Raw genomic sequence first — 22154 nt, 5'->3', positions numbered from 1 at the left:
GCAACACCTCTATCCAGTTCATATTTGAAAATTTTTTACTCAAAAATCGCACGCACTTTTGCGCTGCTTTTGTTGAATCTCTGTGCACACATTTCACACGCCCAGCCAGCAGGAGCAGTTTATGCAAACAGTCAAACAACCGGAGGTACGGGAGGTACTGTAACCGGAGAAACCAATGCCATCAATTCCCAGGAAACCTATGCAACCTTGACCGCGACGACCGTTGTGGGAACGGTTACGGCGTACCTCAATCTGGGTTTTGCTGATGAGATTACCAGCAGTGCGGCCAGTCCGTCCACCGTTTACGTCAGAGTCAACAACAGCGCTTCCACCAATTTGCTTGCAGGCGGTGTGGCAGTTACGGCTTACAGCGGAACAACGTTAGTATCCTCGACCTCAACTACTTATTACACGTCAGACGGAAAAGTGTTCATCGCAGTGACGCCTACCGGCAACTTTAAGACCGTCAGGGTAACCTTGTCCTCTCCACTCGTAGTAGCCAGCAACACGTTGAATGTTTACTATGCTTTCCGTGCGGCAAACCCGTCCAATGAATCCAATCCATACCCTTTCAACGCCGCAGATTGCGGACAACCCAATGCGTCCACCAAAGGTTCGTCGGGATTGACACTGGGTAAATTTGACGTCACCAATCCGTCCAGTGCGATCGATAACGACCTCAGTACCAAGTCGTCTCTTGTTTCCACCGGGGCTGCACTATTGACGGGACACATTACGCAGACATTCATTTTCAATGGTAAATCGAACAACCGTGATGCCGTGCGGATCGTGCTTTCTCAAAGTGGATCGTTTGTAAAAGCCAACCTGGCGGGCAGTGTCAACTTAAAGGCCTATAACGGGGCGAGTCAGGTGGGGGCGGTTACGCTCATGAATTCCCTGCTCGACGTGGCGCTCCTCGACCTTCTCGGTGTAAATGACTCACAGGTAGCATTTTACTATGCTCCAAAAGAATCTGACGGTACGCCGGTGATCTTCGACCGGATCGAGATCGATCTGAACATTGCAGGGCTGGGTGCAGGACTTGGCGCTGCGGGAGTTAACATCCACGATATCAGGCGCGTGCCCGACGAGACGAGTATGACTGCGCCGGATATGCAAGCCTGTACCAATGTCGGATCTGTGTCGCTTTCGGCACTTTCGCTCCAAGCCGGGATTTCGGACATCGGAACATTCAACTACGCGTGGTATACGGATATCCGTTCGGGAACTTTGCTCTCCTCCGCGCAGAACTTGCTTGCCTCCGGGCTCACGACAGTCGGGACGAAGACTTACTACGTCCAAACTCAGAAAACCGGGTCGGGATGCCTCGCATCGCCCCGAAAGAAGGTTACTGTGACCGTACAAACTGCTCCTATCCTTCCGGTCGTGTCGCTTAATCCCTAGTTTTCAGCTTAGTTTTTTTCAAATTCCCCTGGTTGCGAATATACACAACCGTTAGCATCGTATTGCCCAAATTTTTATAACCAATTCATCTATCAATTTTTTTAAACAAAACACAACACATGAAAAAGTTTTTCTCAATCCTCGCAGTGTTTACCCTTGTTGCTTTCGCTCAAATCTCAAAAGCAGCGCCTATTGCTAACTACTATGTTGTTAGCGGAGAACCTTTTAAGCTGACACCTACTGGTGGCGGTGCACTGTCCAAGCTGATCTGGACGATTGATGACGTAGATATTCAGGAAATTCTGGGTTCAGTTGGAAACGGCGTATTGACACATACGTTCTCAGATGCGACTACCGACATTAAACTGCACAAAATCTCCTTGAAAGTATTGGAAATTGCAGGTGGATGTTTGTCCGACGTGGTTGAATATAACATCGTTGTATTGCCAAAGATCACAGTTACGATCACTCCCGACGGCGAGACAAACTTTTGTTCGGGAACATTGCCGAATGTAGGTCTGACCGCTACCATCAATACGGTATCCAACCTGGGTACTTATGGCGTAACTGTATCTCCTTTTGTCTGGAAAAACGGTGCGACCACATTGAGCGAAACAACCGGTACTTTGGTTGCCAAAGCTGCCGGAACTTACACAGCAGTAGTATCTTATGTACTGCCAACATCCGGTACTTTCCCATCAACTGCATCCAACCTGACCAACTGCGTAGTCCTTGGAACGCAGCAGATCCTGAACAACCTGCCAATGCCAAGCGTGCCTACTATCACACTTAACTAATCCGGGCTCAACCGGGTTACCCATTACTATGCGCACTTATCCGCTCATCTGGATGATGCTCCTGCTATCTGGCCTCGCCTTCGGGCAGGGCCAGACCAGGGAAGTCTCCATGTGCAAGGCCGCAACGCTCCGGATCAATGCCGCATCCACAGGCGCCACACGCTATGAATGGTATCGTAACAATGAGATCATCGTCGGTTCATACGCCAGCGAACTGGTTGTCAGTGAGGAAGGTACATACAAAGCGTTTGGTGTAAACAAGGATGGGTGCATATCTGACGAGTCCATTAAAATTATTGTAAAACATCACAAGCCGACTGCGGTCGACGACATTGCAACTGGAAAGGTCAACACAAATGTCCTGGTGGACGTTTTGAAGAATGACCAGTCGGTTTGTGCAGAATTCGATGCTTCCACATTGGTGGTTATCCAGCAGCCTCTAAAAGGCGCTGTAACCCGGGTGGATGGAAAGTTTAGTTTTATTCCGGCGCGCGATTTCGCCGGCGAGGTAACATTCACTTACCAGGTAAGTGACAAAACCGGCCAGCAGACGAACATCGCGAATGTAAAGCTGGACATTGTGACCAATCCGCTCCCTGTGACGCTGACCCATTTTGATGTAACAAAACTGGAAACAGCAGCAGAAGTTACCTGGGGCACGTCCGAAGAATCGAACAGCGATCATTACGACGTGGAACGCAGCCAGGATTTGAAAAACTGGAAGAACATCGCAAGGGTTGAAGCTGCCTTTGAAAGCAGGGAATCGAGGGAATATGTCTCGGTGGACAGTTTGCCTGAATCAGGCTTGAACTACTACCGGCTTAAAATGACCGATGCCAACGCAACATTTACTTATAGTAAAATCAAATCGGTGCATTTCCCGGAATTCTCGTGGGCAGAGCTGTATCCCAATCCGGTTAACGACATGCTGCATGTGGTAGTGCGCAACAAAAAGGTGAAAAATATGCGCATGATCAGCAATTCGGGGATTGTCAGGCTATCGAAGCCGGTTGCAGAGTCTTCATTTACGATCAGTATGAAAGAATATCCAAGCGGCATGTACTACATTCATTTTGAACAGGAGGACGGTACCGTGAAGATCTTCAAGTTGATGCATAATTAAATCTGAACACATCCCGGTCTTTGACCGGGGTTCGTTTTCCAAAACACATACTACAAATCTAAAATGCCTGGAAAACAGTTTTGTTACCCGCATTCAGAGCGATGTCTTTGACAGCACCGGTTCCCTGAAAACCAAAGGCTAGTCCCAGTACGCGGATGTGCCTTTGAGGAGCAGGAAATTCAATCGCCAGCCTGTCGTTTACATAGTACCGTATCTTTTTTCCGTCGCCTTTGCAGGAAATATGTACCCACTTTGCGTAATCGACACCGAATGCCGACAAGTCTGTTTTTTTGCCGGAAGCGAAAGAATCGACACAGCGTATATTGAGCTCCGACACACACCCTTCGATCGAAAGCGGGAAGAAAATGGGAATGTCATCTGTAAGCAGAGAAACGAATGAATACTGACATACCCCGGCTCCTTCCCCGAATTCATTTTTGAGAGACACACTAAAAGAAAAGTCGTCCAGAGGCACCGGCGGAAAGTTTCCGACATTGAAAATCCGTGCAAACGGTGGCTGGGGCTGCAAGGCAATGTTGTTCTTCCGTATCACTTCAACTGGTATACGGAGCAGGCTGTCGTGCATAAACTCCCGGTCTTTGAGATAAACCGGCACTTTGTCGGAGCCTATGGTCGCAACCCATCCGTTGGTCGGGATCACCAGCTGATGTTCTTTTACCACCTGGTCCCCCACAATCAGTTTGGCCGTATACACACCAGGCTCGTAATAAATGGAAGTATGCTTTGTTGTGTTTTTGTCGACCCTAGTTCTCGTACTGCTGTCCCACGACTGTTGTATGAAGACCGAGTCGGTCGGCGAAGCCGAGGCATCGTAAGTAAAAATGACCGAATTGGGCACGCCCCGCGTAACCCGGTGGCTCCGAAATGCATACTGGTCTTTGCTGACCATTTGTGACCGCTGAAAGGCCACAATGCAAAATGCGGTAACCGCCAGCAAAACCAGCGCGGGCCAGATGAGGTTTCTCAGGGCAAAAGGTTGGCTTACTGTCCGCACCGGGGCAATTGTTTCCGGTTCGGGCAGCGGGGCCGGCCTTTGTTCTTTTGCGAAGGTCCGCCAGTCGTGGTAGCCGGCAAATTTTGCCAGTGTATTTAATGTCGTGGTGCTGGGCAAATGGTTATACTCCACCCGGCCCCAGATCCGGCGCAGGGTACTGATGCTGAGGGAAACGCCGGTTTTGTCGAGGATCAGCTGGCTCAGGTTTTCAAAATCCAAAGTCTGCCAGGTTTCCCCGGCCCCCCAGTCCAGATTTTCTTCAATGATCTTTTTGCAGCGTTGCAGTACGATTAAATCTGAAGCCATTTAGGAATCGATGCGATATGACTTAAAAGCTACAAAACTGCAAAAATAATGATCATGCGCCCTAATGATGTGGCTGGAATAATATTTGATTGGTTTTAAAGTAAAATCAGGACTGGACCGTCAACATTAACTAAAACCAGCTTACCATGAAAACGCATCAACTTATTATTGCCCTGGCGCTTTTCGCCGCCCCGACTTTGACCTTTGCACAAAAAGGAAAATCGTCTGAAAAATATCACGAAGAAAAAATGCGTGTCCGCAAGGCAAAGACGGACACTTCCGATGTTACCGCCATCTTGAAAGACTCCGCCAATGCCGAAACCGGCCCTATTTTGAATGATAACGGCAATGTAAATTCCACCGGTACCATTGATGGCAGCCGAAGCAGCACCGGTCGCCCGGATGCAGATACAACTACCTCTTATACGGTTAAAAAAACGGTGAGAACTATGACGCCGGCACAGGCCGACAGCTTGAAAAAACGAAAAAAGCCCTGATAATCAAACATGTATCCAGTCCTGATTTTTTCACATTCCATTGTCCGGTGGTTTGTGGTTGTTACTCTTCTTTTTGCCATTTACCGCGGGATCAGAGGTTGGTCCGGGCGAAAACCCTTTACAAAGTTTGACGATTCTGTCAGGCATACGGCGGCTACATTCTCACATATCCAGCTAATGATCGGGTATGTGCTGTACTTCAATAGTCCGTTTATTACTTACTTCCGCACACATTACAAAGAGGCGGTCAGTCAGTTTGAATTTGTGTTTTTCGGAATGATCCATATCACGCTGATGACGATCGCGATTTTTGTGCTCTCGGCAGGATCGTCGATTGCGAAGCGAAATGAAGATGATCTGGCAAAATTTAAGACAATGACAATTTATTACATCATTGCTGCGGTAATCATTCTGATCGCGATTCCCTGGCCGTTTTCACCGCTTTCTGCGCGACCTTATCTGAGAGATTTCTGACGACAAAGGCAGCTTTTTTTATTGAAAGCGCCACTCAAAAGCTCCTTTACGCAGATTGATCCCATATTCCAGGTAAGCTTTTAAACAGGCTAAAAAATTGGCCCAGCCTTCGGTGTTGCCTTTCAGCCACGCGATGCCGGCCTCGTCGTTTTCCATTTCTTTTTCAGAAACTTTTACCACCGTCGCGTCCCGGAAAGGTTCCAACGAAATCTCTACCAATAATTCCCTGTCCTTTTCGCCCCAGTAAAAAGACACATACTTATCCTGCTCGATTTTACCGACTCTCACAGACACATCTACGTCCATTTCCGGAAAATGCCAGATCAGTTCTGCGCCTTCTTCCATCCTGCCGGTACTATTGGCAATAAAATAGTTAGACATTTTCGCAGGGTCTACGATGCCCTCGAAAACTTCGTGCTGCGATTTTGAGATTTGGATCGCATTATCGGTTTGCAATTTTAAATTTTCCATGCTGGTTGAAGTTTTTGAAATAGATGATAACTCTAAACACATGATTCAAAGCTAGGAATCAATCACTTTTCCTCTGCGGTGAAAATCGGACTTTGAGAGGGTGATTCGGGACGAAAAAAATCCCGTCCGGAAGTCGGACGGGATTGGTCAAGCTATAACATTGAGTAAATCGGAATTTCTGATAAGTGGGCTTACCATCTGTACTAAGTAGTACTACAATGGCAAGATTTACGACTATCGTAATCCGGATTTTTTGCAATTATTTTTTCTGCTGTGATAAAAATGTCACCAGAGAAGCAAATTCCTGGTACGAAAGCTCGTTGGCCAGTCCCTGCGGCATCATGGAATTTTCCATTTCCTTGCGGGAAGTCACATCCGACATTTTAAATGTATACACCGCGCCCGTAATGTCCCGTAGAACTAGTTTCTCCGCCGATTCTTCCGAAACAAAACCCATATAAGATTGTTTGTCCTTGGTAGTCACCAGCACCGAAGCGAAACCCTGCGAGATAGAAGCATTGGGTTTCAGAATCGATTCGGCAATTTGCTCGCGGTTCATGATCGAGCCGATCTGTCCCATGTAAGGGCCTTTCAGCGGCCCGTTTTTGGTAATGCTGTGGCAGGCGATGCATCCTTGTTTGGTAAACAATTGTTTGCCCAAAGCCGGGTCACCTTCTATTTTGGCGATAGCCAGCATCACATCCTCGATCGAGTTATCCCCTACCTGGCCTTTTTTATTCTGGATTTTGCTCAGATCGATACGCTGTTCGGTTTTCTCTACCACAATTTCCTCACCACCAAATTCATCGATCCCCATCCGTTGGCGACCATTCAGATCCGCGAAGAATTTCTTGCCATTTTCATCGGCTTTGCTCCACTCCTGCATCAACAATGTTTTGATAGCATCGGAAGAGCCCCAGGTAACTGCCTTATAATAAGGACCGTGGGTATCCGGCCGGGTGCTCCACCACCAGGAGCCGTCGTAAGGGGCTTCTTCTTTATATAACCTGCCCAATGTGGTCAAGATTTGTTTTTTAGCGTCCAGATCTTTCGCGTTTCCGTAAGCGGCAATCAGTCCTGAAACTGCTTTCGGGTCGTGCATGTAGCGCAGCGCCCACAATGCGATCGTCGAATTTTCAGTACCAATCGCTTTCACGCAGGCATCTACGGCATTGATCGCCACCAGCGCACGTACAGCCAAATGCGGCGGTACGATAGCCGAGTTAGGTGTCGCGTGCGGGCCTTCGGTGCCTTTTTCGGGAGATTTAAATGAAGAAGGTACTTTCACCGCGAGCAATGCCGGCGCTGCTTCTACGCGTCCCAAACGTCCCAGCCCGATCGTCGCCACGGATTGAACCCTTGGATTCGAATCTTTCATCGCTTTCAGGAAAGGTTCGGTCGGTACTTTATCCAGGAAAGTTTTCCGGTCGGCCAATGTCCGCAATGCGAATTCTTTTACATTGGCATCGTCCGTGAGTTTCACCAGGTTAGTGATTCCATCTTTCCCGGCAGCCTGCCCGTAAGTAAAAATTCCCGCTGCACGAATGTGCAAAGGCAGGCTTTTATCCGACGCAATTTTCCAGGAAGCCGTCACAGCTTCTTTCGGGAAACGTGCCAACAATTCCTGCTGACCGGCCAGACGCTGCACCGCGCTTTCCGATTTCAAAAGTGCTTCCAGTTCCTTGGCAGACGATTTTTTTACATCTTTAAATGCGGTGTACTTCCAGCCTTTCGGAATTGCGCGTACTACAAAACCCTTGCTTGGGTTACCCGAGTAGCCGGCACCGTCCCAGGCAGCGAGGTACATTCTTCCGGATGCATCCACGTCCAGATCCGTTACCTGCGCGAGCTTGATAAATTCTTCTTCTTTTTGAGTGAATGTCGGGCCGTCGGGTGTGACGCGATGGACGTAGACCTGACTTCTTCCCCAGTCGGCCATCATCGGCACGTGGTTGTATTTGGCTGGCCAGGTTGGATCGTCCATAAACAAAGAACCAGTTCCCGAGCCGCCGCCGAGGTCAATCAAAGCGGGGATGATTTCTTCGGTGAAGTTTTTAAACAAAACCGGATAACCATATTCACCAGACTGGATCTGGTTACTGAAACGAATGTTCCAGCCGCCGCCGTCATTGGTGTTATCGCGGGTGAAAACATTCATATAAGGATCGATCGCCACATCATATATGTTTCGCAGACCGTGCGTGAACACTTCCATCTCGGTACCATTTGGTCGAACACGGACAATTCCTCCGCCAAGCTGCGTCAGCTTTTTACCAGAAGCATCCACCGCTTCATGAAAACCAAAATCACCCACAGCAATGTAGATCCAGCCATCGATACCCATGCGGATACCATTTGTAGCGTGGTCGGTACCGCGGCTTTGCAGGAATTTCGGGTTGCTGATTCCTTTAATCAATTGTTTCGAAGGACCGTCGGCTTTTCCGTCATGGTTTTTATCTTCAAAAACAACGAGATCCATACCGGAAGCTTTTCCGTCGACGAATGTGGTATGCAGCACAAAAACCTGGTCGCCCATCGCAATGATCCCGCGCGGATCATCCACCATCGCGAATGTGGAATTCGCATCTATTTTACCATCATTATTAGAATCAACGAGACGGACAATGCTGCCTTTCCCCGGCTCTTTGCCCAAAGAACCGATCATATCCACGCCCACATATACTTCGCCGGTAGCGGCCACCGCCAGACAAGCCGGGCTCGGCGTCAGATTCGGGCCGGCAAAAGGGGTCACATCGAGTTCGGCGGGCCAGCCGGAAGCGTTCGGAAGAGAGTCGGCCGCAACTTGTAAAGAACGTTCAGAAGTTTTGTTGATCTGTAAATTCAGGCCATTCCAGCAAAGAAGCAGGAACGCTGAAAACAGGCTAAATGTAATTTTTAACATAATAATTTGTAATACAGGTGTGGCTGGTGAAAGCCTGTTTATTAGTAGATAAAGTAACCGGATATTAAAATGAAAAAGTGGGCGGAACTACTCTAAATGCTGTCCGCCGCGAAAATATTTTGTCCGCATCCGAACACTTGAGTTTTTGAAAAACCGCTTAAAATCACTGCAAAAAGGCATTTTGAAATGTGGCACCCTATTTGTTATACATTTACAGAAGTAATGTAGCACAGTCCGCTTTTATCAATGAAAGGAACATACCTGGGTGAATTTGAAGAAATCGTTTTGCTGGCCGTCGCGGTGCTGGCCGGGGACGCTTATGGCGCGGCGATCACGAATGAGATTGAGCAGCAAATGGGACGCTCGGTAAACCTGGGCGCGGTACATGCGGCCCTGCACCGGCTGGAAGAAAAAAGCCTGCTTTCGTCGCGGATGGGCGGAGCTACTGCCGAGCGCGGCGGCCGGAGCAAGCGACTTTTCACCATCACGATGGCGGGTACCAAAGCACTTGATAACATTCGTGAGATCCGTAACAGAATGTGGGAAAATATTCCAAGACCTGCCTGAAAAACCTTTATATGAACAACAAAAACAACAGCAGCCCGCCCAAGTGGCCTAACCGCTTACTGCGTATTTTCTGTGCGCCACACCTGGTGGAAGAACTGGAAGGCGACCTGGAAGAACTGTATTTCCAACGCGTCAAAGCCGGAGATGTCGGGCATGCCCGGTGGCGCTACGCCGTGGACGTGCTGAGTATGATCCGCCCTTTCGCTTTCAAAAAAGAAAAATCGAGATACCCTAAAACTTATCCCTACCAACCGGCCATGATCAGGAATTATTTCAAAATCGCTCTGCGGAATATGTGGAAGAACAAGGCTTTCACATTTGTCAATCTCACGGGACTGGTGGTGGGCATCACTGCCTGCCTGCTGATCCTGCAATATGTAAGCTTTGAGCTGAGTTTCGACCAGTTCCATAAAGGCAGCGACCGCATTTACCGCGTCACAAACGACCGTTTTCAGCAAGGAAAACTGATCCAGCACGGTACCATCACCTACCCGACCATCGGAAAAACGATGGCAAAGGATTACAACGAAGTGGAGGATTACACCACCATTTCTAATCCGGGTACATTCAAGTTGCAAAAAGACCGGAAGATCTTTGAGGAGAAAGGCGTTTACGCAGACAATCATTTTCTCTCCTTTTTTACCTTCCCGCTGCTGGCCGGCGATGCAAAAACCGCATTGAAAGCGCCGCATTCCATGGTTATTTCTGAGAGCAGCGCGCAAACCGTTTTCCATGCAAGCCCGGACGATTACAGTAACCTCATCGGACAGTCGATCAAGCTGGATTTGGACACGGAGCCCTACCAGATTACCGGTGTCATGAAGGACTTTCCGGCGACCTCACATTTGCAGTATAATGTGCTCATGTCGTACGAAACACTGGTGGTGACTTGGGGCGATTGGGTGAATACCAGCTGGGACGGCTCGGATATGTGGCATTATCTCAAACTGAAACCAGGTACGGACGCAGCGAATTTGGAAAGGAAGTTTCCGGCATTCAGCCAGCATTATTTCAAAGGCGACAAGGTATCGGGCAGCATGGAGAAATTTCATTTACAACCTTTAAATAAGGCCCACCTTTTCTCGGATTACGAATACGAAATCGGCAAAGTCAACAGCGGAAAAGCGGTATGGACCATGCTGATCATCGCCGCATTTATCCTGCTTATTGCCTGGATCAACTACATTAATTTGTCGACGGCCCGCTCGCTCGAACGCGCCAAAGAAGTAGGTGTACGCAAGGTTGCCGGGGCGACCAAAGCGCAGCTGATCTGGCAATTTCTTTCCGAGTCGGTACTTTTGAATTTCATGGCATTGGCGCTGGCTGTGGCGCTGGCACTACTAATGCAACCGGTTTTAAATCAACTCATTGAAAAACCGTTATCATTCTCCTTGCTCACCGGCCAGGGTTACGGCGGCAGTACGATGGCGCTGGCGCTGGGCGCGATTTTCATCTTCGGAATTTTGCTTTCAGGCTTCTACCCTGCTTTCGCATTGTCGGCTTTTCAGGCGATCAGTGTGTTGAAAGGTTCTTTTAAGCGCTCGGCCAAAGGTGTTTGGGTACGCCAGTCGCTGGTGGTTTTCCAATATACCGCCTCTATGGTGCTGATTGTCGGGACTTTTATTGTTTTCAAACAACTGCAATTCATGCGGAATGAAAGTCTGGGCTTCAACATGGAACAAATGCTCGTGGTGCGCGGCCCCGAGCTGACGCACTGGGATTCGACTGGAATTGACCGGATCAATGGTTTCAAAACTGAGCTGCGCCGGTATCCGTCGGTCGCGGCGGCGGCTTCTTCAGGTAATGTTTTTGGAAACCGGCTGAGCCGCAACTTCAACATTAAAAGGCTGGGATCGAATGATCAGAAAGGTGTGACATTCAGCCGGATGCCGGTTGATCTTGACTTTTTTGAAACTTATAAAATCAAAATGCTGGCAGGCCGTGACTTCCTCCCGACCGACTCAAATCCTGACGGCCGGAAAGTGAAGAATGTGGTGCTCAATCTTTCAGCGGCCAAATTGCTGGGTTTTCAAACTGCGGAAGAAGCGGCCGGGCAGAAGTTTTTGCTCTTCGGAAAAGAATGGGAGATCGTCGGTATCGTGAGCGATTTTCACCAGCAATCTTTGAAACACGCCATCGAGCCGATCGTTTTTGCGCCTTTCTATTCCATGGGCGGATTTTTCTCGGTCAAAGTTGCGAGCAAGGATATGCAGGCGACGGTGGACCTGGTGCGGCAGAAGTATGAAGAATTCTTTCCGGGAAACCAGTTTGACTATTTTTTCATGGATCAAAAATTCAATGAACAATACAAAGACGACCGCATTTTCGGACAGGTATCCAGCTTTTTCTCGCTGCTGGCAGTCATGATCGCTTCGCTCGGAATTTTCGGCTTGTCATCCTACACGATTGCCCAGCGGACGAAAGAAATTGGCGTGAGAAAAGTGCTTGGCGCAACAGTAAGCAGCATTGTCACATTACTTTCGCAGGATTTTTTGAAATTGGTTCTGATCGCGATTGTCATCGGCTCGCCGATTGCCTGGTACGGGGTGAAGCAGTGGCTGGACGATTTCGCTTATAAAATCGACATAGAATGGTGGATGTTTGTGCTCGCAGGCTTGCTGGCTGTGGTGATTGCATTCGCCACGGTAAGTTCCCAGGCGATCAAAGCCGCGCTGACCAATCCGGCGAAATCGCTGAAAAGCGAGTAACATAGCGTGCTTCCGGGCTTTTCAAAACATGATCTTTAGAAGAAACTTCCTGAAAAACTCACTCGCTGCGGCGGCTGGCCTCTCCCTCGCGCCCGAGCTATTATCGGCTTCGGATTTTGCTCCCAAGAAAACCTGGACGGTTCAGCAAATCATGGACCTGATCATGAAAGAGGGTAACCTTTCTCCGATCCCGAACACGGTCGATACATTGAAATCGGGCAGCGCAGACCAGCAGGTGACCGGTATCATCACAACGATGTTTTCGACGGCAACCGTGATCAATGAAGCCGTGAAACAGAAAGCCAATTTTATCATTGCCCACGAACCGACATTCTATAATCACCTCGACAATCCTGAGTGGGTCAAAAACAATCAGGTAGTCAAGAAAAAGCAGGAGCTGCTGGCAAAAAATAATATTACGGTCTGGCGGTTTCACGATTATTGTCATTCGCTCCGGCCGGATGCGGTCAGTTTTGGCGTCGCAAAAAAGGTTGGCTGGGAATCATATTATAAAACCGGCTCGCGGATCCTCACGGTTCCGCCCGTGGCATTGGGCGACCTGGTAAAAAAATTGAAAACCGCGCTGAACATTAAAGAGTTACGGGTGATCGGCGACCTGGATCAGACATGTGCCAAGGTAGCCTTGCTGCCTGGCGCGTCGGGCGGGGTGTCTCACGTTTCTGTGGTTGAAGCGGAGAAACCGGATGTGCTGATCGTGGGTGAAGTTTCGGAGTGGGAAACGGCCGAATATATCCGCGACAGCCGATTAATGGGCGGCAAAACCGCGCTGATCATCTTGGGACATTCGGTCAGCGAAGAGCCGGGGATGGAATATTTCTCGGAGTGGCTGCGGCCGAAAGTAGGTGATTTGAAAGTGACGCACATTGCTTCAGGGGACCCGTTTAAGTGGCTTTAAGCTAGCGCAGCGTTTTGAAAACAGTCATTTGTAAAACTAATATTCAATAGGTTACAACTATTTTTTGTAACTTTTACTCTTGACAATGCTACTCAAAACCTGACACAATTTAGCCTCATGAAAAACCTCTCTCTTTGCCTCATTTTAACATTATCTGTTCTTTTCAGCTGCAAAGACAAGCCAACCGAGCCGGTAAAAGAAATCGAAAAGCCGGAGACCCTTGCGCCGCTGAAACCTTTGGCAGATACAGATCTGGTGGAGCTTTCGCCTGAGTTTGAAGCCTTTTTAATCAAAGAAAAAATTGACCCTGATGCGAATGCTAACGGAAGCATTCGATATGGTCTGGTTAAGAATGTGGATAGCCTCAACATTTTTATGTTGGGGAGTAAAAGATCTGTAAAAGGCCTCGAATATTTTACGAACCTGCGCTCCCTGAGTTTCGATTTGTACCAGGTTCCTACGGACAATTCTAATAATTACTCGTGGGCGACAGGCGGGGCAAACAAAGAATATCGTGCACCGATCGACACCCTGGATGTGCGCTACAATGTGAACCTTGAATATTTGAATGTTTCCGGAAAATCTGACGGTGGCGGTTACAAAGCATCAATCGGCTTTTTGAAGTTGGGAGATAATACGAAATTGAAGACGCTGATCTCGCAATTCGGAATGATGAACCAGATCGACCTATCCGGCCTCGTAAATTTAGAAAACCTCGACCTGAGCGATTGTTACAGTTTAAAAAGTTTAAGCTTTTGCACGAACAGCAAGCTTAAAAATCTGATTGCACACCGGGCTGAGAAATTGTACGTTCCTGATCCGAACAAAGTTGACCCAGCTTTGGCAGAAAGAGCCGCAGGAGCGACATTTTATAAATGCCTTTGAGGTTTCGCAGGAATATTTAATGTATGCTCAAAGACATTTTTTGCTTCATACTACCAGCGCTGTTCCTTTGCTCTGTGTCGTCGCCGGGAGAAATACGTTTTGAAGAAAATCCAAAAACTATTCTCTGGAAAATCAGTGGGAATGGTCTCAAAAAACCTTCCTATTTACTTGGTACGCACCATTTGCTGGATTCCGCGTGGCTGTTTCAATTTCCTAAAATCAAGGCGGCAGTGGATAGCTCCGAGTTTCTGCTGACAGAAGTTTTTAGTACAGACCCAATCAATTTACCCGTAAAATCTGCCAGATCGCTGAAAGCTGTTTCGATTATTACATCTGAACAGTATCAGACGCTGGATTCGTTTTTTGTAGTCCGCGTCGGCGAAGGTATCAAGAACAATACTGACGCAGCGGAAATGAATGTGGCGGAAATGTGGGATGTAATCATGCAAACTTTGGTGGCCGACCGCGCAGGTGGAAATGGCGTCAACCGGTCCATGGATCAGGATCTTTTTAATTATTTCAAATCAAAGGGTAAGAAAGGCGATCATTTGGACAAGGTCAAGAACTATGATTTTGATTCAAGCCGGATCAACGATGCGCGGAACGTGATGCAAAAGGCGATCGCACTAATTCCCGGCAGTGACAAGCCAGGCTGGAATATTTACTCGCGGAATATTGACATTCAGCACGTTATAGATTCTTACAAACAAATGAATGCGCCGTACGAGCTGGAAAAAACCGATACACCCGATCAGCCGGTAGTCCTGAATGACTACGGAACCCTGGAACAAAGAAACCGATACTGGATCCCAAAAATCGAGAAAAACATGACCGGAAAGTCCTGTCTGATCGCCGTCGGCTTCGCGCATTTGAAATACAAAACCGGCTTGATTGTGCTCTTACGGGAAAAGGGCTACCGCGTCGAGCCGGTACTTTGATTTCTCAAATGCACATTTACAATACATTTATCTTCATAAAAAAAGGGCTGCATTCATCTATGCAGCCCTTTTTTATCACTCTAAAAATCCCCTAAGCAATCATCCCGTGTGGATCGATCACAAATTTCTTTGCAGCGCCTTTATCGAAATCCTGATATCCCCTCGGTGCGTCCTGCAAGGTGATAACTTCCACATTGACAGCCTTCGCAATCTTGATTTTGTCGTACAGGATCGCATTCATGAGCGGGCGGTGGTACTTCATGACTGGGCACTGGCCAGTGTAAAATGAATGTGATTTGGCCCAGCCCAGACCGATACGGATACTGAGGCTGCCTTGCTGGGCGGCGGTGTCTTTCGCGCCCGGGTCGCCCGTCACGTAGAGGCCGGGAATACCGATGGCTCCTCCGGCGCGGGTGACCGCCATGGCAGTGTTGAGTACGGTCGCCGGCCTTTCTTCTCCTGCGTCCGCGCCGTGACCACGGGCTTCGAAACCGACGCAATCCACGAAACAATCCACTTCCGGCACGCCAATGATCGCTTCGATCGCTTGTTCGAGCGGGGTATCTTTTGTTAAATCAATCACCTCACAACCAAAGCTTTTCGCCTGGTCGAGGCGCTCCTTGATCATATCGCCGACGATCACCACCGCTGCGCCGAGCAAGTGGCAGGATGCTGCGCAGGCAAGTCCCACTGGTCCAGCGCCTGCCACATATACAATCGAACCTGGGCCAACACCCGCAGTAACTGCGCCGTGAAAACCGGTTGGAAAAATATCAGAAAGTAATGTCAGATCTTTAATGTAAGCCATCCCCTGATCTTTGTCGGGGAATTTCAGTAGGTTAAAATCGGCATAAGGCACCATCACGTATTCGGCCTGTCCGCCAACCCAGCCGCCCATATCCACATAACCGTAAGCGGCACCGGGACGCGAGGGGTTTACATTAAGACAAATCCCGGTGCGGCCTTCCTTGCAGTTCCGGCAACGTCCGCAGGCAATGTTGAAAGGCACCGACACCAGGTCGCCGACCCGGATAAACTCCACGTCCCTGCCTGCTTCGAGCACAATCCCGGTGATTTCGTGACCAAGTACGAGTCCCGCCGGGGCGGTGGTACGCCCGCGGACCATGTGCTGGTCAGAGCCGCAAATGTTGGTGGAAACGATTTTCAGGATCACGCCATGCTCGCATTTCCGGTCGCCGAGCGCGAGTTTTGGATACTCAATTTCCTGCACCTGCACTTCGCCGGGCTTAATGTAGGCCACTCCATGATTTTGACACATATAGCTAAAATTTAAGGGGTTAGTTCTAATTGAAGCTGACCGTTACTAAATTTTACTCTAATTTGTCTTGAATAAATCAAATTTTTTAGCCACGAATACACGAATCAACACGAATGCATTCGTGCGGATTCGTGTATTCGTGGCTACACTTTCACTGCCAAAATAATCCCAGTTGCCCAAACCTGTTTTGTGATCACAAGGTCATTCCGGCTATCAAGATACTCGACCAGATTCCGCGCTTTCACATCATGGCCCTCGGGCCAGTTGGGTTGTGGGAGCATGTCGTCGATGATGTAAAAGCCGCCGGGTTTGAGCATATCCAGCACTTCGTCAAGCAGTAGGTATTTTCCGTGCCAGGTATCGGCGAAAATGTAATCGTATTTTTTGCCGGCATTTGCAGCTACCCAGTCGGCGCCATCAGTTTGAACCAGCGTCAGACGCGGATCGCTTTCGAGGTAATATGCTGCTATTTTGAGAAATGCTTCATCATAATCGATCGAAGTTAAAGTCGCATTTTCATCCATGCCATCGAGGATCCAGGAAGTAGATAATCCTGTACCCGTACCTAGTTCGAGAAAGTTACCGCCCGGCTTGGAGGCGGCGAGGGTTTTTAATAAAGAGCAGGTGTAAACGTCGGACGCCATTGTGAAGCCGGACTCCTTCGTAGCGGCGTCGATGGCCAAATAGGCTTTGGGAAAAGGTTGATTAATATCTTGGGTCATCGGAAAAACGAAATTTTATATGGAAAAAGGATGGAAAAATATCGGATTTCCAAACATAAGACCAATAATCGGCTTCTTAACTCTTTACAACATAAATGTTACCGGTAAATAATTACGGATAGCTAAATCTTGCTATACGCAGCAAAAATCGGCCTTTAAATAATTAAATTTGGATTGTGTGTTTTTAAAGAGCACAGATTATTATCCAACCAACTTCCATTAAACCTTTGTTATGAAAAAGCGTTTTTTACAATCAACGGCTGTTTACCTACTCCTGCTCCTGGGCGTTTTCGCCTGTACCGACCATGAAATTCCCGGAGGCCCGATTCCGGAACCTACTGCGCTGATGTCCACTCCTTTCGCTTCGGGATTGCGTGCGCCGCTGGGCATTGACAAAGATGATAAAGGCAATTTCTGGGTATCGGAAATCGGTACCGGAAACAACGATGGCGCAGTTGTGATGATCGCGCCAGATGGTACAAAAACTACTTTCGCTACTGGTTTCAACTCTGCTGGCGGCCCGGAAGGTCCCGAAGGCATGAGTCACGTGCTTTACCACGACGGCAAACTTTACATCCTGCATGGTATCGACGGGAAATTGTACGTTGCTGATGTAGCTGGTTTCAAAACAGGTGATGCTCCGAGACCTATTTCTTCTTTCAAAGTATATGAGTACGGAAACGAAATCAGGGCAATGCACCTGGCTACGCCTGACAACTCCAACCTGTACGCTTTGACTATGGGCCCTGACGGCGACATTTACATGACAGACGCTGGTTCAAACGCGATTTTCAGAAGAGACAAAACCGTGGGCACCATTAAATTGTACGCAAAATTGCCAAAAGTAGGTACTGGTCCGATCGTGGATGCGGTTCCAACCGGCATCGTTTGGGATGGCAAACAATTCCTGATCAGCACATTGTCCGGCGGACCTTTTGTGCCAGGCAGCGCGAAGATTTTTGCAGTGGACAACATTGGAAATGTAAGCGTTTACAAATCCGGCTTCACCACGCTGACGCACATTGCGCTGACTGCCAACAACAAGCCGTTGGTGTTGAAATTTGCTGAATTTGACAAAGGAATGTTCAAGCCTGGATCGGGTGCGGTGATGAATGAAGACGGAACACCACTTTTGAGCGGTCTTACCATGGCAACTGACATCAAACGTACGGGAGATCGTGAGTTTGTTCTGGTAAATATGTTTGCGGGAACTGTGGACAAACTGACTTACTAAGATTGATTACAGCTAAAAAAGGCGCCACTCTTCGCAGGGTGGCGCCTTTTTTTTGTTTTGGTAAAAATCAAAGCAGCGTTTTCGTATCATCCTCAGCTTCCCGCGGATCGACAACTTTCGGCGGTGCATGTTCCGGCATGGTATCTCCCAGTAATTTTCCCCAGGGTTTCAACTCCTCGATACGATCGAAGATAATCTTTAAAACCGCTGCAAACGGAATGGATAAGAACATGCCGCTCACGCCCCACAATGTTCCGCCGAGTAAAACGATGAGAATGGAAATCAGCGCATTCACCGAAACTTTAGAAGATACGATACGCGGGACGATAATGTTGTTATCCGCGAACTGGATCAATGTATATGCACCTATAATCAGCAGCGGGGTTGTGAAACCGTCGTTTGTAATAAATGAAATCAGTACCGGCAAAATGATCGCGATCAACCCGCCGATGTACGGTATCAGGTTTAAAATCGCACCGATCACCCCCAGCAATACCGCATATTTCACACCCAGGATCAGCAATGCAGTGGAATTTAAGACTGCGATAATGGTGGTTTCTATCATTAATCCGACAATATAGCTTTGCACCGCACCTTTGGTTTCCTGCAAAATTTCAGCTACCCGCTCAGAGTTATGTTCGTCAAAAACTTCAAATACGAAGTTCAGGATCAGCGGTTTATAAAACAATAATAGGAAGATATACAGCGGAATAAGAATGAAAAAGCTCACGACCCCGAACACGGTATTCAGCGTTTTCCCCACGTACGTCTTGCCACTGTTCATGGCTTCGTTCAATGCATCATTCACCATGCTGGTCTGCTTTTCATTGGAGACATTAAACTTGGCCGAAAGCCAGGATTGCAGGTCGTGGATGAGTGAAACCGCCTTGGTTTTCAACTGAGGCAGCATTTCGCCGAACTGGGCGATTTGGGAAGAAAGGAAAAACATAATCCCCGCCACGACAAGCAGCGCTAAAAAAATGGTACAGACGATGGCCAGTATTTTATTAAAATTCCACCGCACAAAACGGTTATAAACCGGATTCAGCAATATTGAAATCAGCCCGGCGAAGGCGAAAGGAACAATAATATCTTGTAGCAGATAGAGGAAATAGAAGAATAAATACAGCCCGATCAGCGTCATCGGCGCCTTGATGTAAAAAGGATATTCCTTTTCATCGAGGCCGATGGAGATGGGTGCTTTTACTTCTTTGGGTTTGCTGGAAAAAAATCCCATACGTGTTGTGCGAAGTTAAAATGAGTAATTCGGAAATGCCCGTGGCGCGCATTTTTTACGGAACCCGGCAAGTTTGACAACATAATAAGTATGCCATGCCGGAAGGACCGTCGATTGTGATATTGAAAGAAATGGTTTGTGACCTCCACCTTCGGAGAAAAGCTGTTCAGCAGGCCGAAGGTTATGCCAAAATAGATATGGACCGGCTGGTTGGCGAGACGGTCCTTGACTTCAAATCTTGGGGAAAACATTTCCTGATATGCTTTAAAGATTTTACCGTGAGCATTCACCTGATGCTTTTTGGCAGCTATACCGTCGACGAGCGAAAAAAGCAGAATCCGCGCCTCAGGCTGGTTTTTGACACGCACGAGATCAACTTTTACGTGGCGAATATTAAGATTCTGGACAAGCCGGCCGAGGAACTTTACGACTGGTCGGGCGATATCATGTCCGAACATTGGTCGCCAGCGACAGCATTAAAAAAACTGAAAGGACAGCCCAAAGCACTCGCCTGCGACGCCCTGCTCGACCAGGATATCTTCGCCGGCAGCGGCAACATTATCAAAAACGAGGTGCTCTTTCGTGCCCGCGTGCATCCAATGAGCAAGGTGGGCGAAATCCCTGATAAAAAGTTGAAAGAAATCATTAGGGAAACCCACAAATACGCGCAGGAATTTTTGGAATGGAAAAAAGCGGGTACATTAAAGAAACACTGGGAAGCCTATACGAAGAAAACCTGCCCGAGGGATAAGGTGCCTTTTCACAAAGAGTACATCGGCAAAAACAAGCGGCGGAGTTACTATTGTGAGGTTTGTCAGGAAAAATTTTGAGTAAAACTTAATAAAAAATATGAACACCACACCCGATCATTCTAACTACGGAACTACGAAAAGTCGTGAGGAATCGTTTGATAATGAACTCTATCTGGACGCATTACCCCGCGCCGTACTTCGTCCCAATGAGCACGTGCTACTGGACGGCGAGTGGAAATTTGACATAGATCCGGGCGATATCGGGGTGCAGGAGATGTGGTCGATCGGCCATCAGTACAGCCAGACCGCACATTGGCCGGGCAGTGTGGAAGAACACATCGGACAGGCGCAAAAAAGTGCTGCCTCCTGGCGCGACAAGATCGTGGTGTGGTATGAGCGTGAATTTAACCTGCCTGAGCAGCATATCGGAAACAAGCCCGACTCGCTGCTGCAACTGACTTTTGGCGCCTGCGGCTATGAAACGCGCGTGTGGCTGAACGGTCATCCGCTCGCGACGATTGAAGGAGAAGAAGTGCACATTGGCGAGTATACTTCATTTTCCTATGAGTTGGACGACCGGATTTTACAGCCTGTGAACCGGGTGACCGTGCGGGTTTCCAGCACGATGGACGCAGATACGACGCGCGGAAAACAGGAATCGCATGTGTATAAACGCGGTGGAATCTGGTACCAGACTTACACCGGCGCAGTCCGCAGCGTGTGGCTCGAAACCGTGGAGAGAAACCGGCTGCGGTCGCGCGTGCGGGTGCTGAGTACGATGGAAGATAACCTGGCGCGATTTGATCTGACGACCCGCATCCACGATCCGGGTTTGTATACGATCCGGTTGAAAGTCTACAACATTGCCGACCACCCTACCGAGCCGATCGCGACAGACGAATTTCCGATTTCGTTGGAGGCCGGACAAAAGTCGCAGCGACTCGTACTGGCGATTCCAGATCCGCAATTATGGTCACCGGAGTCGCCTTATCAGTATAATCTGGTGGCGCAGCTGGTGGATAAAAACGGCTATGAATCGCAGATTGAGACAAAATTCGGGCTGCGGAGGTTTGAAGCCCGCGGCAGTCAGATTTATCTCAACAACCAGCCGGTATATCTCGATGGTATTCTGTACCAGCCCGGTGCTTCGACTTACCGGCAAATCCAGAAACACATGTATGCGATGAAGGAGCTGGGCTGTAACCTCGTGCGCATTCACATTGCCGGCGTGGATCCGCGGATTTACAAGCTAGCCGATAAAATCGGAATGATGCTTTGGGTGGAAGTGCCGAGCCCGCACCAGTCGAGCAAAAAAAGCCGTGAGAATCACAAGCAGGAGTTACTGAGAATGCTGGCGCTGATGGGCACGCACCCTTCAATCGTGATTTGGAGCTTGTATAATGAAGACTGGGGCGCGCAGGATATTGCTTCCAATCAGGATACGCGCCAGTACATTATGGATATGTATCATTATATGCAAATCGCTTACCCACAATTCCTTACAGTCGATAATGATGGATGGCAGCACATTTCGCACGAAGGAAAACTGAAATCGGGGCTGCTCACTGCCCACCTTTACACGCCGGATCTCGAACGCTGGAAACAAGTGCTCGATGAATTGACGGCAGGAAACATGCAGAGCGTGGCGGCATTTCCGCTGGTGGTAGGCGATCCGTTTTTTTACCGGAAACAGGTGCCGCTGGTGGTGAGCGAGTGGGGTGGTTTTGGGTTCAGCAACTATGGCGGACCGGAGGACGAAGCGGGCCGCGCCGATCAGATCCGGAAGTTCAAGGAAGAGCTGCGGAAAAGATCTATTTCCGGCGACGTATATACGCAAGCGACCGATATTGAGGACGAAAGAAACGGTTTGATAGATCCTGAAACCGGCGCGCTCAAAGTGCCGGCAGGAATATTGAAATCACATTGA

Annotated in this window: 19 protein-coding genes; 13 read left to right on the top strand and 6 right to left on the bottom strand. The window is 48.5% G+C overall.

Annotated elements, in window-relative coordinates:
• Nucleotides 1–24 precede the first annotated feature (24 nt).
• The 3 genes from FEN17_RS02835 (at nucleotide 25) to FEN17_RS02825 (ending at nucleotide 3324) form a co-directional block, all read left to right on the top strand.
• On the top strand, nucleotides 25–1404 hold the full coding sequence (locus FEN17_RS02835; RefSeq protein WP_138363783.1) for an immunoglobulin domain-containing protein: 1380 nt from the start codon (nucleotides 25–27) through the stop codon (nucleotides 1402–1404).
• A 119-nt stretch (nucleotides 1405–1523) separates the two neighbouring features.
• Nucleotides 1524–2201 carry a hypothetical protein gene (locus FEN17_RS02830; RefSeq protein WP_138363782.1) on the top strand — a complete coding sequence of 226 codons (678 nt, stop codon included), beginning with the start codon at nucleotides 1524–1526 and terminating at the stop codon, nucleotides 2199–2201.
• 28 nt (nucleotides 2202–2229) lie between these two features.
• Nucleotides 2230–3324: an Ig-like domain-containing protein gene (locus tag FEN17_RS02825; RefSeq protein WP_138363781.1), complete on the top strand. Its 1095-nt coding sequence runs from the start codon at nucleotides 2230–2232 to the stop codon at nucleotides 3322–3324.
• 58 nt (nucleotides 3325–3382) lie between these two features.
• Here the strand turns inward: FEN17_RS02825 and FEN17_RS02820 are convergent, their stop codons facing one another.
• Nucleotides 3383–4645, bottom strand: a complete 1263-nt coding sequence (locus tag FEN17_RS02820) for a hypothetical protein (RefSeq protein ID WP_138363780.1) — start codon at nucleotides 4643–4645, stop codon at nucleotides 3383–3385.
• A 146-nt stretch (nucleotides 4646–4791) separates the two neighbouring features.
• On the opposite strand from FEN17_RS02820, the gene FEN17_RS02815 reads away from it, so the two are divergent.
• Nucleotides 4792–5142: a hypothetical protein gene (locus tag FEN17_RS02815; RefSeq protein ID WP_138363779.1), complete on the top strand. Its 351-nt coding sequence runs from the start codon at nucleotides 4792–4794 to the stop codon at nucleotides 5140–5142.
• A gap of 9 nt (nucleotides 5143–5151) precedes the next feature.
• Nucleotides 5152–5616 carry a hypothetical protein gene (locus FEN17_RS02810; RefSeq protein WP_138363778.1) on the top strand — a complete coding sequence of 155 codons (465 nt, stop codon included), beginning with the start codon at nucleotides 5152–5154 and terminating at the stop codon, nucleotides 5614–5616.
• Between the two features lie 18 nt (nucleotides 5617–5634).
• Here FEN17_RS02810 and FEN17_RS02805 read toward each other — a convergent pair whose 3' ends face one another.
• The gene (locus FEN17_RS02805; RefSeq protein WP_138363777.1) at nucleotides 5635–6087 is read right to left on the bottom strand and encodes an SRPBCC domain-containing protein; all 453 of its coding nucleotides are present in this window, start codon (nucleotides 6085–6087) and stop codon (nucleotides 5635–5637) included.
• A 259-nt stretch (nucleotides 6088–6346) separates the two neighbouring features.
• Complete coding sequence (locus FEN17_RS02800; RefSeq protein WP_138363776.1) at nucleotides 6347–8989, bottom strand: DUF7133 domain-containing protein; 2643 nt, start codon at nucleotides 8987–8989, stop codon at nucleotides 6347–6349.
• A 246-nt stretch (nucleotides 8990–9235) separates the two neighbouring features.
• Between FEN17_RS02800 and FEN17_RS02795 the strand changes: the two genes are divergently transcribed.
• The 5 genes from FEN17_RS02795 (at nucleotide 9236) to FEN17_RS02775 (ending at nucleotide 15003) form a co-directional block, all read left to right on the top strand.
• Complete coding sequence (locus FEN17_RS02795) at nucleotides 9236–9556, top strand: PadR family transcriptional regulator (RefSeq protein WP_138363775.1); 321 nt, start codon at nucleotides 9236–9238, stop codon at nucleotides 9554–9556.
• A gap of 11 nt (nucleotides 9557–9567) precedes the next feature.
• Entirely contained in the window at nucleotides 9568–12264 is a 2697-nt protein-coding gene (locus tag FEN17_RS02790) for an ABC transporter permease (protein WP_229208667.1), read from the top strand.
• A gap of 28 nt (nucleotides 12265–12292) precedes the next feature.
• Nucleotides 12293–13180 (top strand): Nif3-like dinuclear metal center hexameric protein, encoded by an 888-nt coding sequence (locus FEN17_RS02785; RefSeq protein ID WP_229208666.1) that lies wholly within the window; start codon nucleotides 12293–12295, stop codon nucleotides 13178–13180.
• A 117-nt stretch (nucleotides 13181–13297) separates the two neighbouring features.
• On the top strand, nucleotides 13298–14065 hold the full coding sequence (locus FEN17_RS02780) for a hypothetical protein (protein ID WP_138363774.1): 768 nt from the start codon (nucleotides 13298–13300) through the stop codon (nucleotides 14063–14065).
• Between the two features lie 23 nt (nucleotides 14066–14088).
• Nucleotides 14089–15003: a TraB/GumN family protein gene (locus FEN17_RS02775; RefSeq protein ID WP_138363773.1), complete on the top strand. Its 915-nt coding sequence runs from the start codon at nucleotides 14089–14091 to the stop codon at nucleotides 15001–15003.
• Nucleotides 15004–15094: 91 nt separating this feature from the next.
• On the opposite strand, the gene fdhA is transcribed toward FEN17_RS02775, so the two are convergent.
• Nucleotides 15095–16282, bottom strand: a complete 1188-nt coding sequence (fdhA, locus tag FEN17_RS02770; RefSeq protein WP_138363772.1) for a formaldehyde dehydrogenase, glutathione-independent — start codon at nucleotides 16280–16282, stop codon at nucleotides 15095–15097.
• A gap of 143 nt (nucleotides 16283–16425) precedes the next feature.
• Nucleotides 16426–17004: an O-methyltransferase gene (locus FEN17_RS02765; protein ID WP_138363771.1), complete on the bottom strand. Its 579-nt coding sequence runs from the start codon at nucleotides 17002–17004 to the stop codon at nucleotides 16426–16428.
• Nucleotides 17005–17236: 232 nt separating this feature from the next.
• Here FEN17_RS02765 and FEN17_RS02760 point away from each other — a divergent pair, with 232 nt between their 5' ends.
• Entirely contained in the window at nucleotides 17237–18238 is a 1002-nt protein-coding gene (locus tag FEN17_RS02760; RefSeq protein ID WP_138363770.1) for a ScyD/ScyE family protein, read from the top strand.
• 67 nt (nucleotides 18239–18305) lie between these two features.
• Here FEN17_RS02760 and FEN17_RS02755 read toward each other — a convergent pair whose 3' ends face one another.
• Entirely contained in the window at nucleotides 18306–19475 is a 1170-nt protein-coding gene (locus FEN17_RS02755; RefSeq protein WP_138363769.1) for an AI-2E family transporter, read from the bottom strand.
• A 95-nt stretch (nucleotides 19476–19570) separates the two neighbouring features.
• Here FEN17_RS02755 and FEN17_RS02750 point away from each other — a divergent pair, with 95 nt between their 5' ends.
• Together FEN17_RS02750 and FEN17_RS02745 are read left to right on the top strand one after the other, a co-directional pair.
• Entirely contained in the window at nucleotides 19571–20305 is a 735-nt protein-coding gene (locus FEN17_RS02750) for a DNA-formamidopyrimidine glycosylase family protein (protein ID WP_138363768.1), read from the top strand.
• Nucleotides 20306–20324: 19 nt separating this feature from the next.
• On the top strand, nucleotides 20325–22154 hold the full coding sequence (locus tag FEN17_RS02745) for a glycoside hydrolase family 2 protein (RefSeq protein WP_138363767.1): 1830 nt from the start codon (nucleotides 20325–20327) through the stop codon (nucleotides 22152–22154).

This window comes from Dyadobacter luticola (genome assembly GCF_005860805.1).
In the GTDB taxonomy this organism is placed as follows: Bacteria; Bacteroidota; Bacteroidia; order Cytophagales; family Spirosomataceae; genus Dyadobacter; species Dyadobacter luticola.
The sequence above is the reverse complement of the archived record's forward strand: the minus strand, read 5'-3'. Positions and strand labels throughout refer to the sequence as shown.